Source organism: Undibacterium sp. Ren11W, assembly GCF_049340485.1.
In the GTDB taxonomy this organism is placed as follows: Bacteria; Pseudomonadota; Gammaproteobacteria; order Burkholderiales; family Burkholderiaceae_D; genus Undibacterium.
The window spans coordinates 55,951-72,984 of sequence record NZ_JBMPPB010000002.1; the positions used below are offsets into that span (position 1 = coordinate 55,951).

Annotated in this window: 14 protein-coding genes; 10 read left to right on the plus strand and 4 right to left on the minus strand. The window is 47.0% G+C overall.

The window, feature by feature from the left end:
- Positions 1-13 precede the first annotated feature (13 nt).
- On the minus strand, positions 14-625 hold the full coding sequence (locus ACO0K8_RS06915; protein WP_422945917.1) for an OmpW/AlkL family protein: 612 nt from the start codon (positions 623-625) through the stop codon (positions 14-16).
- Positions 626-799: 174 nt separating this feature from the next.
- On the opposite strand from ACO0K8_RS06915, the gene ettA reads away from it, so the two are divergent.
- The 10 genes from ettA to ACO0K8_RS06965 all read left to right on the plus strand — a co-directional run bounded on the left by ettA (position 800) and on the right by ACO0K8_RS06965 (position 14,088).
- Positions 800-2,467, plus strand: a complete 1,668-nt coding sequence (gene ettA, locus ACO0K8_RS06920) for an energy-dependent translational throttle protein EttA (protein WP_422945918.1) — start codon at positions 800-802, stop codon at positions 2,465-2,467.
- Positions 2,468-2,505: 38 nt separating this feature from the next.
- Positions 2,506-2,922: a flagellar basal body-associated FliL family protein gene (locus ACO0K8_RS06925; protein ID WP_422945919.1), complete on the plus strand. Its 417-nt coding sequence runs from the start codon at positions 2,506-2,508 to the stop codon at positions 2,920-2,922.
- 236 nt (positions 2,923-3,158) lie between these two features.
- Complete coding sequence (locus tag ACO0K8_RS06930) at positions 3,159-3,752, plus strand: IMPACT family protein (protein ID WP_422945920.1); 594 nt, start codon at positions 3,159-3,161, stop codon at positions 3,750-3,752.
- A gap of 209 nt (positions 3,753-3,961) precedes the next feature.
- Entirely contained in the window at positions 3,962-5,512 is a 1,551-nt protein-coding gene (gene xrtA, locus ACO0K8_RS06935) for an exosortase A (RefSeq protein WP_422945921.1), read from the plus strand.
- Positions 5,509-6,672, plus strand: a complete 1,164-nt coding sequence (locus tag ACO0K8_RS06940) for a TIGR03088 family PEP-CTERM/XrtA system glycosyltransferase (protein ID WP_422945922.1) — start codon at positions 5,509-5,511, stop codon at positions 6,670-6,672. Before xrtA ends, ACO0K8_RS06940 begins: the two co-directional genes overlap by 4 nt.
- Before the next feature lie 15 nt (positions 6,673-6,687).
- Positions 6,688-8,613: an XrtA/PEP-CTERM system amidotransferase gene (locus ACO0K8_RS06945; protein ID WP_422945923.1), complete on the plus strand. Its 1,926-nt coding sequence runs from the start codon at positions 6,688-6,690 to the stop codon at positions 8,611-8,613.
- 31 nt (positions 8,614-8,644) lie between these two features.
- Positions 8,645-9,886, plus strand: a complete 1,242-nt coding sequence (locus ACO0K8_RS06950; protein WP_422945924.1) for a TIGR04063 family PEP-CTERM/XrtA system glycosyltransferase — start codon at positions 8,645-8,647, stop codon at positions 9,884-9,886.
- The gene (locus ACO0K8_RS06955; protein WP_422945925.1) at positions 9,883-11,037 is read left to right on the plus strand and encodes a glycosyltransferase family 4 protein; all 1,155 of its coding nucleotides are present in this window, start codon (positions 9,883-9,885) and stop codon (positions 11,035-11,037) included. Before ACO0K8_RS06950 ends, ACO0K8_RS06955 begins: the two co-directional genes overlap by 4 nt.
- 13 nt (positions 11,038-11,050) lie before the next feature.
- Positions 11,051-12,427 (plus strand): phenylacetate--CoA ligase family protein, encoded by a 1,377-nt coding sequence (locus tag ACO0K8_RS06960; protein ID WP_422945926.1) that lies wholly within the window; start codon positions 11,051-11,053, stop codon positions 12,425-12,427.
- A 338-nt stretch (positions 12,428-12,765) separates the two neighbouring features.
- The gene (locus tag ACO0K8_RS06965) at positions 12,766-14,088 is read left to right on the plus strand and encodes a putative O-glycosylation ligase, exosortase A system-associated (RefSeq protein WP_422945927.1); all 1,323 of its coding nucleotides are present in this window, start codon (positions 12,766-12,768) and stop codon (positions 14,086-14,088) included.
- A 124-nt stretch (positions 14,089-14,212) separates the two neighbouring features.
- Here ACO0K8_RS06965 and ACO0K8_RS06970 read toward each other — a convergent pair whose 3' ends face one another.
- The 3 genes from ACO0K8_RS06970 to ACO0K8_RS06980 all read right to left on the minus strand — a co-directional run bounded on the left by ACO0K8_RS06970 (position 14,213) and on the right by ACO0K8_RS06980 (position 16,983).
- The gene (locus tag ACO0K8_RS06970; RefSeq protein WP_422945928.1) at positions 14,213-14,785 is read right to left on the minus strand and encodes a GNAT family N-acetyltransferase; all 573 of its coding nucleotides are present in this window, start codon (positions 14,783-14,785) and stop codon (positions 14,213-14,215) included.
- A gap of 147 nt (positions 14,786-14,932) precedes the next feature.
- Entirely contained in the window at positions 14,933-15,871 is a 939-nt protein-coding gene (locus tag ACO0K8_RS06975) for a GNAT family N-acetyltransferase (protein ID WP_422945929.1), read from the minus strand.
- A 107-nt stretch (positions 15,872-15,978) separates the two neighbouring features.
- On the minus strand, positions 15,979-16,983 hold the full coding sequence (locus tag ACO0K8_RS06980; protein ID WP_422945930.1) for a hypothetical protein: 1,005 nt from the start codon (positions 16,981-16,983) through the stop codon (positions 15,979-15,981).
- Positions 16,984-17,034: the final 51 nt, after the last annotated feature.

Sequence of the window (17,034 nt, forward strand, 5' to 3'; positions counted from 1 at the left end):
TGCTTGGAAGGACTTAGAAGCGATAACCGACACCAACACCGAATAACCATGGATCGACTTGTACGGCACTAACTTTGACACCGCTGATGCTGACATCGCTGCGAATTTGAACTTTTTTTACATCCAGATTCAAAGACCAATTTTGGCTCAACTTGAAATCCACGCCAGCCTGCACCGCTAAACCGAAGCTGTTGCGACTAAGATCGCCAGCGCCATTCAATAAATCTACGTTTGAAATCCGTGTGTAATTGACACCTGCACCAAGGTAAGGACTGAATTGTGCTTCAGGCATAAAATGATATTTGGCGGTCAAGGTAGGTGGTAAGTGTTTGAATGTACCAATTTTCACGCCATCGAGCATCACATCATGCTCTTGCGGGTAAGTCAGTATTAATTCTGCTGACAAGTTTGGGCTGAAATAGTAAGAAATATCCACTTCTGGAATTGTCTTGTCGCTGACCGTGATACGGTCAGATGCGCCAACGCCCGCCACAGGATCAGATCCGTTTGCGGTACTGATGTTGACTACGCGAGCGCGTACTTGCCAAGGGCTCTGTTGCGCGGCAGCTTGATTTGCTGCCAGACAGATAGCTGCCAAAGAGAGCGCGAATGCAATTTTTTTCATTTTCTTTTCCTTAAATTTAAAGTAGCGGTGCCAGTGTAGTGCTGCAACGCAGCACGCGGTTTGAGCTAAATCAAGATTGGTGCGCAGCACAAATTTGGCGCGGAATTCCCATAAGCTAGTCCGCTTGATGTATCCTTCCCATCATCTTCATTCCTACTATACAAATCGACAAAAATGGCTCACTACGTATACACCATGAATCGCGTTGGCAAAATCGTGCCGCCTAAACGCCAGATCCTGAAAGACATTTCGCTTTCTTTCTTTCCTGGAGCCAAAATTGGCGTGCTCGGCCTGAATGGTTCCGGTAAATCCTCGCTGTTAAAAATCATGGCAGGCATCGATAAAGATATTCAGGGTGAAGCGGTACCGATGCCGAATTTGAATATCGGCTATCTGCCACAAGAACCGCAGCTCGATCCTGAACAAACCGTGCGTCAAGCCGTGGAGTCGGCTTTGGGCGAAGTGTTTGAAGCCCAGGCAAAACTGGAAGAAGTGTATGCCGCCTATGCTGAAGAAGGCGCCGACTTCGACGCACTGGCCAACGAACAGGCTAGATTGGAAGCAATAATCTCGACCTCGGCTGGTGACAATGTGCAACTGCAATTGGAGATGGCGGCCGATGCGCTGCGTTTGCCGCCTTGGGATGCCAAAATTGGCGTGTTGTCCGGTGGTGAAAAACGTCGCGTTGCCCTATGCAAACTCTTACTTTCCAAGCCAGACATGCTCTTGCTCGATGAGCCTACTAACCATTTGGATGCGGAGTCGGTTGATTGGCTGGAACAATTTTTACTGCGTTTCCCTGGTACGGTCGTGGCGATTACCCATGATCGCTACTTCCTGGACAATGCCGCTGAATGGATACTTGAACTAGATCGCGGTCACGGTATTCCTTGGAAGGGCAATTACAGTTCGTGGCTGGATCAGAAGCAGGCACGCTTGAAGCTGGAAGAGTCGACAGAATCGGCGCGCCAGAAAGCGCTGCAGAAAGAGCTGGAATGGTCGCGTCAAAATCCTAAGGCGCGACAAGCCAAGAGTAAGGCGCGTCTTGCCAGATTTAATGAGATGAGCGAACACGAATACCAGAAGCGTAACGAGACCCAGGAAATCTTTATTCCAGTGGCCGAACGCTTAGGTAATGAGGTGATTGAATTTAAGAATGTTAGCAAAGCTTTCGGTGACCGTTTACTGATCGATAATCTGAGTTTTAAAATCCCTCCGGGTGCCATCGTCGGTATCATTGGCCCTAACGGTGCCGGTAAATCTACCTTGTTCAAGATGATCAAAGGAATGGAACAGCCGGACAGTGGCGAAGTGGTGCTTGGTCAGACTGCAAAAATATCTCTGGTCGACCAGTCACGTGAAGATCTGACGAATACCAAAACTGTATTTGATGACGTCGCCAACGGTGCCGATATATTGACCGTAGGCCGCTTCGAAATGCCATCGCGCGCCTATCTCGGTCGTTTCAACTTCAAGGGCGGTGATCAGCAAAAAATCGTCGGTAATTTATCTGGCGGTGAACGGGGCCGACTGCATCTGGCAAAAACTTTGCTGCAAGGCGGTAACGTGCTGCTGCTAGATGAACCGTCAAATGACCTGGATATCGAAACCCTGCGCGCACTGGAAGATGCCTTGCTGGAGTTTGCCGGTAGCGTCATGGTGATCTCGCATGATCGCTGGTTCCTGGACAGGATCGCTACGCATATTCTGGCGTTCGAGGGTAATTCTCAAGTCGCCTTTTTTGACGGTAATTATCAGGAATATGAAGCCGATAAGAAAAAACGCTTAGGTGAAGAAGGTGCAAAACCTAAGCGGATACGCTATAAGCCTTTGACTGTGTAGTCTAAAAACTTGCTAACTTAATTTGATAGGAAATTTATATGCGCGGCTTTAGATTATCGGCATTTGTTTTTAGTGCGATGCTTGCTGTCGCCATATTTTTTCCTGTCGATGTGATGGCAAACTCCGGTGGAGGGAGCGCTAGCCCTGCAGCTGGAAATACAGCGAAACTAGAACCCTTCATTGTGAATTTATCCGGTTTTGAAAAATATCTGCAGGTCTCACTGACACTGCAAGTTGCCACCCCAGAAATTGCTGAAAAAGTTAAATTACTTATGCCCATGATACGGCATGGCTTGATTCTGATACTTAGTAGTAAAGAAGCCAGTCAGCTACAATCCGGTGACGGAAAGATAGAAGTCATGGATGAAATAAAAGAAAAAGTGAATAAGGTTTTGGAGGTGAAGGAGCACGACGGGGTTTCCGAAATTTTCTTCGAAAATTTCATTATTCAATAAGTCATTTAGTACTTTTGTCGACGGATTTTGTGGTTCGTCTGCTATTTCTTTAGGTTGACATCGCTGCTGCGACTTGGTTATCTACCTTCGCATCGTTGGCGCGGTGTCTAAGCTCTACTTTTATGCTGGCAGGTGGTGAGCCAATATGGCATCCGGTTTAGTCCATTCTGCTTGCACTTCATTGTATAAAATTCTCACGTGGATATTTTAGTGGGCGTTTCCCTTTAGTAATCATTATGTTTCAACTTGCGTCAGCTGTTTATGCCGAAATCGAGATCAAGAAAAGTCGATTTTTGGGCCAACTCTATCCTGTACGCAGTCGTGCAGAGTCTCGCGAAAAACTAGCTGAAATACGCGCTCAACATCCGAATGCCGTGCACGTTTGCTGGGTATTGTTATGCGAAGGCGACTCTGGTTTGGATGATGATGGCGAACCATCCGGCACCGCCGCCAAGCCCATGTACAACGTGTTGGTGCATAAACAATTATTCAATGTACTGGCCGTGGTGGTGCGCTACTGGGGCGGTATAAAACTCGGCGCTGGCGGTTTGACTCGTGCCTATGGTCAGGCAATTTCTGATACCTGCAAATTGGCAGAGTTACTCCCTATAGAAATACAAATAGAAGTCCTATTTTCGGTGCAGTTTGCCGACGAATCGAGTTTGCGGCGTTACTGTGAGCAAGCGGGTGTCAGTGTGATTGACACGCGTTATGAAGACCGTGCAATTCTGCGCCTGCTGGTTAAGCTTACTCAGTCGGAGAAATTTGAACGGGAAGTTTTTGACTTATTACGCGGTAATCTGCAAAAACTGAAGCATAGTGAGACTTGATACTGTGATGTGTCACATAACGGCGAATGTACGAAAATTCCACAAGGAAATTAAAATTTAAGTGTGAGAATACTAATCTCTCGTTCCGCGCTGTTCGAAGATAAGCTGCGACCAAATTGAGACAAAAATGCAGCCAAGTCACGCGCTAAGGCGTTGACGGTTCGCCTAACTCTGCCTGTATAATGATAAAATATTAATGCGATAAATGCATGAAATTTTACAAAAAAGGGTTTGCCTTGACTCAGACAAAATCATCTTTTTATTTGAAGAGCATCGTCATTGCCTTCGCCTTGCTAGCTCCTTTTTTTGTCTATTTTAGTACCGCCAAATCTATCGTTGGAATCTGGAATACTTCTGAAACCTTTGCGCATGGTTATATCATTTTGCCGATCAGTTTGTGGTTGATCTGGCGTAGACGAGACCTCATCCTGGGCATGCGACCGCAGACATGTTGGCCGCTTTTACCTGCCTTAGCGGCCTGTGGATTTGCCTGGTTGCTGGCTGAATTGGCGGATGTTCAGGTTGTACGGCAATATATGTTTGTCTTGATGATAGCGCTTAGTGCCGTGGTTGTACTCGGCTGGCGCATTGCGTGGGCAATGGCTTTTCCACTTTTTTTTCTGATTTTTGCCGTACCTTTCGGCGAAATATTTCTAGCACCATTGATTAATTTTACGGCAAATTTTACGGTAACTGCTTTGCAGTTTAGCGGCATACCGGTACTACGTGAAGGTAATAGTTTTACTATACCGTCAGGCAGTTGGTCGGTAGTTGAGGCTTGTAGTGGCTTGCGGTATTTGATTTCTTCGCTGACTCTCGGTTCGTTGTATGCCTATCTGACTTATCGCGCTACATATAAACGCGTGTTGTTCATCGTATTTTCAATTATTGTGCCGATCATCGCAAATGGCTTGCGCGCCTACATGATCGTCATGATAGGCCATTTTAGCGGCATGACATTAGCGGTCGGTGTCGACCATCTGATTTACGGCTGGTTGTTTTTTGGTCTGGTGATGTTTTTTATGTTCTGGATAGGTAGTTTTTGGCGCGAAGATGCAGTGGCGACCAGTCCGCTTTTGACACCGCCGACAGCGATCGAAAGTGCACCAGTGGCGCAAATTGTTCTGGCGGCCTTGAGCGTACTTGTTTGCATGGGTTTGTGGCCGGCGTATGCCGCATATATCAATCGTGCCAATCAAAATTTTCCGCCGGTACAAATCGAACAATTTCAAAGCGATTGGCAAGAAATCGCGCCCTTTAGCAAATGGAAACCGGATTTTTTTCCCGCGCATACCGAGCTTGATCGCGCCTATCAAAACAAGACCCAGGTTTTAGGAATGCATCTAGGCTACTACCGCAATCAGGCCCGCTCCGCCGGCTTGATTAGCTCGGTCAATCAATTGGTCAAGCATCATGAAAATGAATGGCGTGAAGTAAGTTCTGAGTTGCGCATGGAACGTATAGGAACGCGCGTTCTGCAAGTGAGGGAAAGCCGTCTTAGAGGGAACTTTGATACTTTATTAGTCTGGCAATGGTATTGGATAGACGGACAAGCCGTCGTTAACCTGTACGAAGGGAAAATGTTGCAGGCAAAAGAAAAATTATTGATGCGAGGTGATGATGGCGCCGCACTGTTTTTTTATGCGTCCTTCCAGGATAACCCAGAACCGGCGCGAGAAACTTTGCGTAATTTTCTCAAAACTAATTTGGAAAATCTAGAATTGAAATTGAATCAAAGCCAGAGCTTTAACGCAAAATGAAGAGCATTCCTTTGGTCGTCCATTTGATCTATAAGTTGGATTTTGGCGGACTGGAGACTTTGTTGGTCGATAGTGTGAATCGTATGCCGGCCGAAAAGTATAGACATGCGATCGTCTGTCTGACCGATTACACCGAATTCTCAAAAAAGATTACGCGCTCCGATGTGGCAATTTTCGCATTGAATAAACGCCCCGGACTAGGTCTGGAAACGCATCTGAACATCTGGAAATTGTTGAGGAAGCTGCGTCCCAGCATACTGCACACCTATAATCTGCCCACCATAGAATACACAGTAGCCGCCCGTCTGGCTGGCGTGCCAATTTGTGTGCATGCCGAGCATGGCCGCGATGCCACAGATCCTGAAGGAAAAAATTGGAAACACAATTTTTTGCGACGTAGTTTGATACCACTGGTCGATTACTTCATCCCTGTTTCCTCTGATTTAAAGCGTTGGTTAAGTCAAACGATACGGGTGCCAGCTGCAAAAAATCGTCTAATACAAAATGGAGTAGATACACAAAAATTTACTCCTGCTGATACCAAAAGTGCGGGGTTACGTGTCCGGCACTTTCCTGAGAATTGTTTTGTCATTGGTACCGTCGGCCGTATACAAGATGTTAAAAATCATTGTGGCTTGATCGATGCGTTTATTCAATTACGTGCCTTAATGCCAGAACAAAAAGAGGCGTTTAGGTTGGTAATTATTGGTGATGGTGCTTTGTTGCCAGTGCTGCGCACTAAGGTCGTTGATGCTGGCATTGCAGACTATGTCTGGTTACCTGGCGCTCGTGATGACATTGCGCAGCTCATGCAGACATTTTCTGTGTTCGCCATGACTTCAATTGCAGAAGGTACACCTGTTGTTTTATTGGAGGCGATGGCAACAGGTTTGGCCGTAGTGTCAACCAAAGTGGGGGGGATTCCCGAATTAGTGATCGATGGGGAGACTGGCAAATTGGTCGATGCCTATCAATTGCATAGCTTTGATGCGCAGGCCTTTGCGCTGGCCATTTCAGCTTACGTTCTGGCACCGGAATTACGTTTAGAACACGGCCAGGCAGGGCGAAAACGCGTGGAAAATAGGTATAGTATTGATGCGATGCTTGCATCCTATATGGGAATGTACGATGCTCTACTTACTGAAAAAATACGAAATTAAGGAGATGATGGCATCATGTGCGGAATCGTAGGCATGTTTGATCTGAGTGGCGAACGCGAGATTGATCGCCAATTACTCGAGCGTATGAATGAAACCCAGTTTCATCGCGGTCCGGTAGAGGGCGGGCTATACACCGAGCGCGCCTTGGGTTTTGGGCACAGACGGCTTTCCATCATCGATCTGGCCTCTGGTCAGCAGCCCTTGTTTAACGAGGATCGTAGTGTGGTTGTGGTGTTCAACGGCGAAATTTATAATTTCCAAAGTTTGATGCAAGAACTTATCGCCCTAGGTCATCGATTTAGTACGCATTGTGATACTGAGGTAATTGTCCACGCGTGGGAGCAATGGGGTGAACAATGTGTGCAACATTTCCGCGGCATGTTTGCGTTTGCCATCTGGGATAGAAATCAACAACGTCTATTTTTAGCACGTGATCGCCTGGGTATCAAACCACTTTTTTATACTCTGTTGCCGAGTGGTATTTTTGCCTTTGGATCAGAGTTAAAATCTTTATTGTGTTTGCCTGAGCTGTCGCATCAAATCGATCCGCGAGCGGTGGAAGAGTATTTTTCCTTTGGCTATGTGCCTGAGCCGCGCACCATCTTTAGTCAGGCGTACAAGCTGGCACCGGGACATACGCTGAGCTTGAAAGTCGGTGAAAGAGCGCTAGAACAAAAGAAATATTGGGACATCCCTTTCACTCCGACCACATCCGCTAGCGAAGCCGAGATCGCCGATGAATTGGTGGCACGCTTCCGGGAAAGCGTGAGTAGCCACATGATTGCGGACGTTCCTCTGGGTGGTTTTCTTTCCGGTGGTGTCGATTCTAGTGCGGTGGTGGCAATGATGGCAGGCTTGAGTTCTACCCCGGTGAATACCTGTTCTATCTCGTTTAATGATCCGAAGTTTGACGAATCTGTGTTTGCTACCCAAGTGGCAAATCAATACCAGACCAAGCACCATAGTGAAACTGTGGATAAAGACGACTATGGCTTGATTGATACCTTGGCCAGTCTGTACGATGAGCCATATGCCGATAGTTCGGCGATTCCTACCTATCGCGTTTGTCAGCTAGCCAGAAAACGCGTTACGGTGGCGCTCTCTGGCGATGGTGGCGATGAAAATTTTGCTGGCTACCGACGTTATCATCATTCGGTGGTCACGGAAAAAGTCAGATCTGCCTTGCCCTCGGGATTGCGCCGTCCGCTATTTGGCTTTCTCGGCAAGCATTATCCCAAGGCCGACTGGGCACCGCGTATGTTTCGCGCAAAAACGACTTTTGAAGCTTTAGCCAATGATTTGGCCCCCGGATATTTTCAGGGCGTATCTTTGATGCCGGACCGCCTGCGGTCGCGCCTATTCAGCGACAATTTTAAGCGTGATTTGCAGGGTTATCACGCCAGCGAAGTGATGTTAGCGCATGCCCGTAATGCCCCGACTGACGATCCTTTATCGGTGGTGCAATATCTCGATATGAAGACCTACCTGCCAGGTGACATACTCACTAAAGTGGATCGTGCCAGCATGGCGCATGCCTTAGAAGTGAGAGTGCCACTGCTGGATCATCAATTTGTAGAATGGGTTTCTGGCCTGCCTTCGGGCTTAAAATTGCATGCTGGTGAAGGTAAATACATTTTCAAAAAATCTATGCAAAACTATTTATCTGACGATATTTTGTATAGACCGAAAATGGGATTCTCTATTCCCGTTGCAAGTTGGTTAAGAGGGCCGCTACGCGAGCGCGTCAGCGACGCGGTGTTGGGACCGGTCATGGCGGCAACCGGTATTTTTAATATGGATTTTTTGAAAGAACTGGTCGATCAGCACCAATCCGGCAGGCGTGACAATAGCGCACCTTTATGGTCCCTGTTGATGTTCGAAGCTTTCCTGCGCAATCTGCGTGACAATGCTAGCCATGGTATACGCCAGGCAACGCATTAGCCGTTCACCTTTCCCTTATCGTCCAAAACCTATGCGTATTTTGCACATCTTAGACCATTCAATACCTCTGCATAGCGGCTATACCTTTCGCACTTTGTCTATTCTCAAACAACAGCGTGCTTTAGGCTGGGAGACCTTCCATATCACCAGCCCTAAGCAGGGTGATTGCAGTGCAGCGGAAGAAACCGTGGATCACGAGTGGCGGTTTTTTCGCACCCCACAAAGCCATTGGATGAATCGCTTCCCGGTACTCAATCAGCTGGCCGTGATCAATAATCTGACGCGACGACTGGAGCAAGTCGCGCTGCAGATTAAACCTGATGTCTTGCATGCGCACTCTCCGGCGCTCAATGCGATCGCCGCCTTGCGTGTAGGCAAACGCCTAGGAATACCAGTGGTGTATGAAATACGTGCCTTCTGGGAAGATGCTGCAGTCGATCACGGTACTAGTTCAGAATGGGGCTTACGCTATCGTCTGACTAGGGCGATGGAAACCTATGCCATCAAGCATGTCGATGCACTCACTACGATTTGCGAGGGTTTGCGTAGTGAAATTGTGCAAAGAGGGATACCCTCGGGGAAAGTAACCGTGATTCCAAACGCGGTGAATATCGAAGATTTTAGTGTAGGCGAAACTGCCGATGCGGCTCTTACCCACCAACTTGGACTGGAAGGAAAGTTGGTGCTAGGATTTATCGGTTCTTTTTACGCCTATGAAGGCTTGAATATTTTGTTGCAAGCTCTACCCAAGATGTTAGCAAGTAATCCAGCTATACATCTGCTCCTAGTCGGCGGCGGTCCGCAAGAGCAGCAGCTTCAACAACAAGCGATCCGGTTAGGTATCTCGGATAAAGTGATGTTTACCGGTCGAGTTCCGCACGATCAGGTGCAGCGCTACTACAACCTGATCGATGTCTTGGTTTATCCACGCTTACGCATGCGTTTGACCGATTTGGTGACGCCGCTCAAACCACTGGAAGCGATGGCGCAAGGTCGGCTGCTGGCGGCGTCCGACGTGGGAGGCCATCAAGAGCTAATTGCCGATGGAAAAACCGGAATATTATTTAAAGCGGACGATCCAGATGATCTGGCTGGTAAGGTATTGGCATTGCTGGCCGCACCTGAACGTTGGCCAGGCTTGCGCAGTGCCGCCCGCGAGTTCGTCGAAAATGAGCGTAACTGGCCGCGGAGCGTGGCGCGTTATCAGGCGGTTTATAGCAAGCTAATTGGCAAGCGCAATGGCAAATTAAGCAGTCAGAAAATTGCATCATGAGTATAGCGATCACTCCAGCTGAGTCTGTGCCGATTTTTCCGAATTTGCCGAGTTTATATATAGCCCTGGTCGGTCCCTTGCCGCCGTCGTCTGGCGGTATGGCGAATCAAACCCTACAGTTAGCAAAATTATTGCGTGCCGATGGCCTTGAGGTCGAGTTGGTGCAGGTCAATCGTGCCTATCCATCCTGGGTGGCGAATCTCAAAGGATTGCGTGCCCTGTTTCGCTTATTCCCGTATTTGCGACAATTATGGAGTGCAAGCGGCAAGGCTGATTTGCTGCATATCATGGCAAACTCTGGCTGGTCCTGGCATCTGTTCGCCGCGCCTGCCATCTGGATTGCGCATCTGCGTGGCACACCGGTGATTGTTAATTATCGGGGCGGGGAAGCTGCCAGTTTTTTTAAGACAGACTTCTCTTGGGTCAAGCCTAGTCTAAACAAAGTCGAAACGATTATCGTCCCCTCGGGATTTTTAGAAACAATTTTTAAGCAGTATGGTTTTACGTCAAAAATTGTACCGAATATCATCGACTTCAGTCGGTTTTTTGCATCTGAACAGCCACGAAATCCGCTATGGACCGAGGCGCCGCGGTTGTTGGTCGCACGTAATCTGGAGTTGATTTACGATAATGTGACAGCCGTGCAGGCATTTAAGATCATCCACGAGCGCCTACCTCGGGCGCGCCTGACGATTGCCGGCTCCGGGCCCGAACAGGCGGCCTTGATGGCCTTGACTAAGCAATTGCAGTTATCCGATGCAGTGACTTTTACGGGGCGCATAGATAATCATGATATGCCGCAACTGTATCGCGATGCCGACATCATGCTCAACCCCACTCTGGCCGACAATATGCCCATCTCTATTTTAGAGGCCTTGGCCAGCGGTATACCTGTGGTCAGCACCGATGTCGGCGGTATACCATATCTGGTGCAGCACGAAAAAACAGCCTTGCTGGTAGCGCCTGGTGCGCCAGCGGCGATGGCCGAAGCGGTACTGTCTTTGCTAAACAACCCTAGAAAAGCACAAGAATTACGCCAGGCTGGCGTAGAATTGGTGGCGCAATATACATGGCCTAAGGTGCGGCAACGCTTATTGCCAGTGTATGCAGAGGTGGCCATCCTTAAATCAACAGCTACGGCTAAGCACTAGCGGGAGAGTACCATTGGGCACACAGTCTAGCTCTCATAAAGAGTTGTATACCTCACTAGTGGCGGGGGTATTTTTCCCTTTGCAAGAGCGTTTAAAAAAACATAATACCGTCGCGCTACGCAAGCAGATGGAGCAGAGTCAGTGGTGGTCGCCCGAGCAACTGCGCGAACTGCAATTGTCGCGACTCAAGCAACTACTTTCGCACGCGCAACAACATGTGCCCTACTACCGACAGTTATTTGCGCAACTTGGTTTGCAAGCGGAGCAGCTCACTTCACTGGAAGACTTAAGCCGCTTCCCATTTTTAATTAAGGCCGAGATACGCGCCCATACCGAAGCATTAAAATCCGAGCAAGCGCGCCATCTGGCACGTTTTAATACCGGTGGATCGAGCGGCGAACCGCTGATATTTTTTATCGGCAAAGAACGCGTCAGCCACGACGTCGCGGCTAAATGGCGTGCCACCCGGTGGTGGGATGTGGACATCGGCGATAGAGAGATCGTGGTGTGGGGTTCGCCTATCGAATTAGGTACCCAAGATAGCGTGCGCGGCATGCGCGACAAGGTGTTTCGTACCAAACTGCTGCCAGCATTTGAAATGTCCGAGCAAAAACTAGATGATTTTTTAGCCCAGATTCGCCAGCTACGTCCCAAAATGTTGTTCGGTTATCCGTCCGCTTTATCCCATTTTGCGCGGCATGCGGCCAAGCGCGGCGTAGTCATGAATGATTTAGGGATACGAGTCGCCTTCGTCACCTCTGAACGCTTATACGATGAACAGCGCGAGCAAATCTCGACTGGTTTTGGCTGTGAAGTCGCGAACGGTTATGGCGGACGTGATGCCGGCTTTATCGCGCACCAATGCCCGCACGGCAGCATGCACATTACGGCCGAAGACATCATCGTCGAAATCGTTAATCCTCAAGGTTTGCCTGTGCCTGTAGGCGAAGCAGGTGAAATTGTGGTGACGCATTTAGCCACCAGCGAATTCCCTTTTATTCGTTATCGTACCGGCGACATCGGGGTACTCTCAGATGCGCCCTGCGGCTGTGGTCGTGGCTTGCCTGTGCTGAAAGAAATACAGGGCCGCAGCACTGATTTTTTGGTGGCGCGCAATGGTACCGTGATGCACGGTCTCGCCCTGATCTATATTTTGCGCGACCTGCCGCAAGTACGAGCTTTCAAGATTATTCAAGAAAGCCTGGAATTGACGCGCGTACAGGTGGTTCTGGAAGACCCACTGAGCGAACCACTCAGCGCAAAAATTATTCAGGGCTTTCGCGCCAGACTCGGTGCCGAGGTCGAAATACAGGTAGAACAGGTAACAGAAATACCGCCGGAAAAATCTGGAAAATTTCGCTATGTGATCAGTAAAGTCGCGACCTATTAAACGAACACTTGTAGAGATTTTTCAGATCGACAGTATATACTGGTAGGTAGTATATTTTTACATCGCTCTACCCATGTGCGTAAATGGCATGATTCTATAAATATTTGTGGGAGTATATTGAAATATATGCTTGTTTATCCGGCAAAGTCAGAGCAAAGTCAGGCCAAAGTAAAGCCTAAATAAGTTCAAAAATAACGCTAGTAGGGCAGTACATAAGGAGAAGAAATGGAAAGTGCACTTTGGGCAATTAATTTAGTAGTGCTGGTGTTCGTCTGTTTCTGGGCGATACGCCAGGACAAGGCTGAGACTTCACGTGAAACTGAGAAATAGACTAGCGTATGCGCGATATTTTTTTGCTGGCTATCTTGCCGATCCTGGTTTTCGCCATGTTTCAACGCGCCTTTATCGGCTTGGGGCTATGGATCTGGACCGCGATGTTTTTCCCAAACGGATGGGTCTATGGAATCGCTGGGGATATACGATATAACTTATTGTTTGCCGGCCTGACCATCTGCGTTTATCTGATGTCCAAGAAAAAATCCCAACTACAATTGGGAAACATAGGTGGCTTGGTGATACTGTTTTTATGCTGGACCCTGATTACCACTATCTTCGCCATAGGCATACCTGAAATCGCCTGGGATATCTGGTCCAGGCTGGCCAAAGTGATTGCACTGTTCATTTGTATCTTACTCATTATCGATAAGAAGCTGCATATCGATTTCTTTCTCTGGTGCTTGATTTTTTCTGTGGGTTTTTATGCCTCGGTTGAGGGGCTGAAATACATCAATAGTGGCGGCGTGCATAATATCAGGGGAATGCCAGGGCATATTTTGGCTGATAGGAATGAGCTGGCGGTGGCGTTCGCGATGCTATTGCCCGTCTGTTTCTATTTGTTGGGCGAATTTGGAAAAAAATCCTGGATACTAAAATTCGGTCTGATTTCTCTCATTACCCTAGTCATTACCTCTATCATCGGCACTAATTCTCGCGGTGGTTTGCTGGCACTGATTGCGGTAGGTGGCTATCTGTTCATCAAAAGCAAAAGAAAAATTTGGTTCGCCATTTTGGTGCTGTGTATTGGTGGTGCTATGGTAGGACTGATCCCCGATCAATGGTTTAATCGTATGGATACCATCAGTACTGCGGATCAGGATAACTCGTTCCTGGGGCGCATGGTGGCTTGGAAATTATCGTTTATTCTGGCGTCGCAAAATGTATTCGGCGGCGGATTCAAGGCATTGGAATATTTCCCGGTATGGTCATCGTTATCGCAGGATTTTTATAAATTTCCATTTTTTTATACGGGAACGGCGCTGCCCGATACCTTTGGTGCACACGCTGCGCATAGCAGTTATTTTCAAGTTCTCGGCGACCATGGATTCATCGGTCTGTTCATTTTTAGCGCTTTCATAGGTCTGTCGTTTTTTAAAGCCGGTAGCATCGCAAAAAGAGCACGTGCCCTGAATGGTCCTGAATGGCTGATCAGTTTGGCGACGATGTTAAAACTATCCATCTTTGCCTATGCTGTAGGAGGTGCCGCATTGAGTTTTGCCTATTTCGACATGACCTACGCGATCATGGCCTTAGTGCTTGTGTTAGAGCAAAAATTCCTGGTGCCATTAGCTGCAATGCGGGAACAGGAAGCGCGTGCGGTATAAACAGCACCGTTCTCGAGGGGCGTTTTGGGCCAGGGGTATAGCGTCTTATTTAGCGAGCGTATCCCCTGGCATTACACCTATCCGGGTGTGAACATGGGTCGTTAAATCATGAGCCAAAGAAAAGTCATCGAATGAATAATTTCGAATTAATTCGAAGTTTAATCGGCCGCACTCGTCTCAGCGGATTGATCTCAATGACCAGAGAAATTCGCACCCACCCGGCGCGTTCGAAGGCTTTAATTGACGGGATATTCGAGTGCCATATACGTGAATACACCTGGACAAATCCTTGTTCTAACAGGTCTTGACAGGAAGACTGAATCAAACGGCTAGCGATGCCGCGACCGCGCATTTCCGCTAACGATATGATCTGTACGAGCTTTGCCTCATGTTCTAATAGTGGCCAAAAATTTCGTTCCTGATAGCGTTCCCCAAACCAGTAAAAGCATAGCCCGACAATCCGTTGACCTTCTAAACATGCGTAGGCATTAGCGCCTACACCTGAGTATCCAACTTGCTGTCGAATCAATGGGTCTTGGCTCTTGAGTATCTCCGCAGCATCGACAGGAATCACTTTGAAAGCGGCAGATGATTTTGAGTCATGCAAAGAGAAATCTTTGGCGCTGCGGGTATAGATATAATAAACGGCGTAGTCGCCCAACAGAATTTTTGCTAACGACTTAAGTAGCTGTTTCATAAAATTAATCTCAAGCTTTTCGAGGAAAAAATGCCCGTTCTCACACGTACACCGAGGGGAAATGGGCAGAGCCTAGCTGAAATTTCCCCTCTGTTTTTCTACTGTGGCTAAGCTGACTAGCGGGCTCAATGTGTATGTGATGCCGACTCAAAATCCAAAACGTAATATTTTTTTTATCTTGGTTTTCAATCCAAATCGATTTAAAAAATCCCCTAAGCGATTGGAGACGCTATCCATGAAGAAATGGCTGTAAATCAAAATGCGGTTCTTTATATTCGGTCGTAAAAAACACACATTGACACAGGATAATTCATGGGTAGAGAAAAAGCGCTTATGTTCTGACTGACCCTCAGTAAAATCAAAAATTTTAAAGCGATTTTCGGCAAACATATCTTGTAATGCATACCATTGGAGTACTGTCCCCACTGACTGCTTCAAATAGGCTGGGTCATAGCCTAAATAGGCATAAATAAGTGCATCCTCTACGATAGGGCAGTACAGGTAGGAGACAGGGACAGCATCATTAAATAAGATATACCCTCTAACCTTCTGGTCGGCCGCCAATACCGTCATTTCTTGTATAAATTGCGGGTTGTCTGGGATGCCCGCATCTAGCAATTTTTCTTGATAGGTTTTTTTTGAAACTTGTCTGGCTAACAGATGAAAATCACGCATTTCATCTGCCGTTTTATAGACGCGCCAGGAATTTTTTTTCTCACAATATTCTTCGAATTTATTTACTTTTCGAGTGATCGTAGAACGTGATTTCGACGAAAATTTTTGCTTGTAGTCGTCAAACGACATGCGCATGTCGATATAGCAATGTTGGTATTGTTTTTGGACGTAACAATAGAAATTATTTTTCTTAGAAATAGAAGGAAATGCATTTTTTACTGGGAGGGAGCGAATCGCGTATCCCTGACTATCTGCCCTGCATTCTTCTGATGGCGGAATTAAATCCTCCACCGCCACGACATTCTCAGTCAGTGAAATATTTCTAACTTGAAGCGGCAGACTCACTTTGAAAAGAGATTTATCGCTAAGTTGAAATTTAAATGTTACTTGACGATATTCCCAAAAAATCACTGTTAGTTCCTTGTTTGATCTAGCTTGTCCGAAAGGCGGATATTTAAGTGTTTAAAAAAATACTGCTAAAAATAAATAGTTTTGCTTGGTATCGCTGGGTATTCACTTCAATTAATGCCGACTCTAGGGAGCACATTGTTTTGTAATATGCGTATTAAGGCGCCAGAAATTGGCGCGGATAATGAGGGCATAATGTCTGTGGTTGCCGCCGGAGTTTCGTTACAAAACTCGTCAAAGGTAAGCGTGGAAAAGCGGTCCCGATTTTCTGCAAGCATCGAGCACAAGAAGTTAAACCGATCTTGATTGAAATAATTCGGCTTGAATTGCGGTTGTATATGTCCACTTTGCGGTGAAAAATCTGAAGCATGAACCAGGATCACGATGGGGCTAATTTGATGTTGATAGGCAAAGTCCAGCAGATGTTCGATTTCTTTCGTTGAGCTACCTGGTATGGTGAACAAGCGCCATCCCTTGTTAGGGATTTGGCTAAAGTAACAGGACACAGGGATCTCGGTAACACCCTCAATTTTATGCACTCCATGGTGTAAATTAAGCGTCTTATCTGCATAACCTTTACCGGCGGCACCCAAACTCGACGAGTATTTTAGACCCTGTTCGTAGAAAATTCGAAAGGCCTCCCGATCTATTTCAAGATTTCCAGTTCTGAAGATAGTTGGGTTTTTATCAGTAATTTCGACGAATAATTTTTTTGCATCAACGATGATTTCGCGAAGTTCATCTGAGGTTCTGTTGGCAATCGAATCATTTGGATTTGCTTCCCGAGCGGCAGTTTTCCAGTCCGGATTCTTAAATGTAGTCCAACATGGATGCAAATGTAATTGAAGATCATGTTGATTTACCGCGATACTTTGGGCAATTTTTCTCATCTCAGAAATGCCAAACCAGTGAGAGCACAGCGTTTCTAAAAAAAATGTCCCGCGTAATTGATGCTGTTCGAGGCATGCAAGTGCGAAACCTAGGCCATGTTCTTGCCCAGAGTGCGACCTCACTAATGAGGCGGCGCCTAGTGGCGAGCACATGTCAGGATTGGAGAAAGCCCCATTAATATTAAATTCAATATCAAAAGAAATAATGACTTTAATTTTTTCCAATTTCTTCCTTTTTGGTTTGTAGCAATGAATGTACAAATATTGTAAAAATCA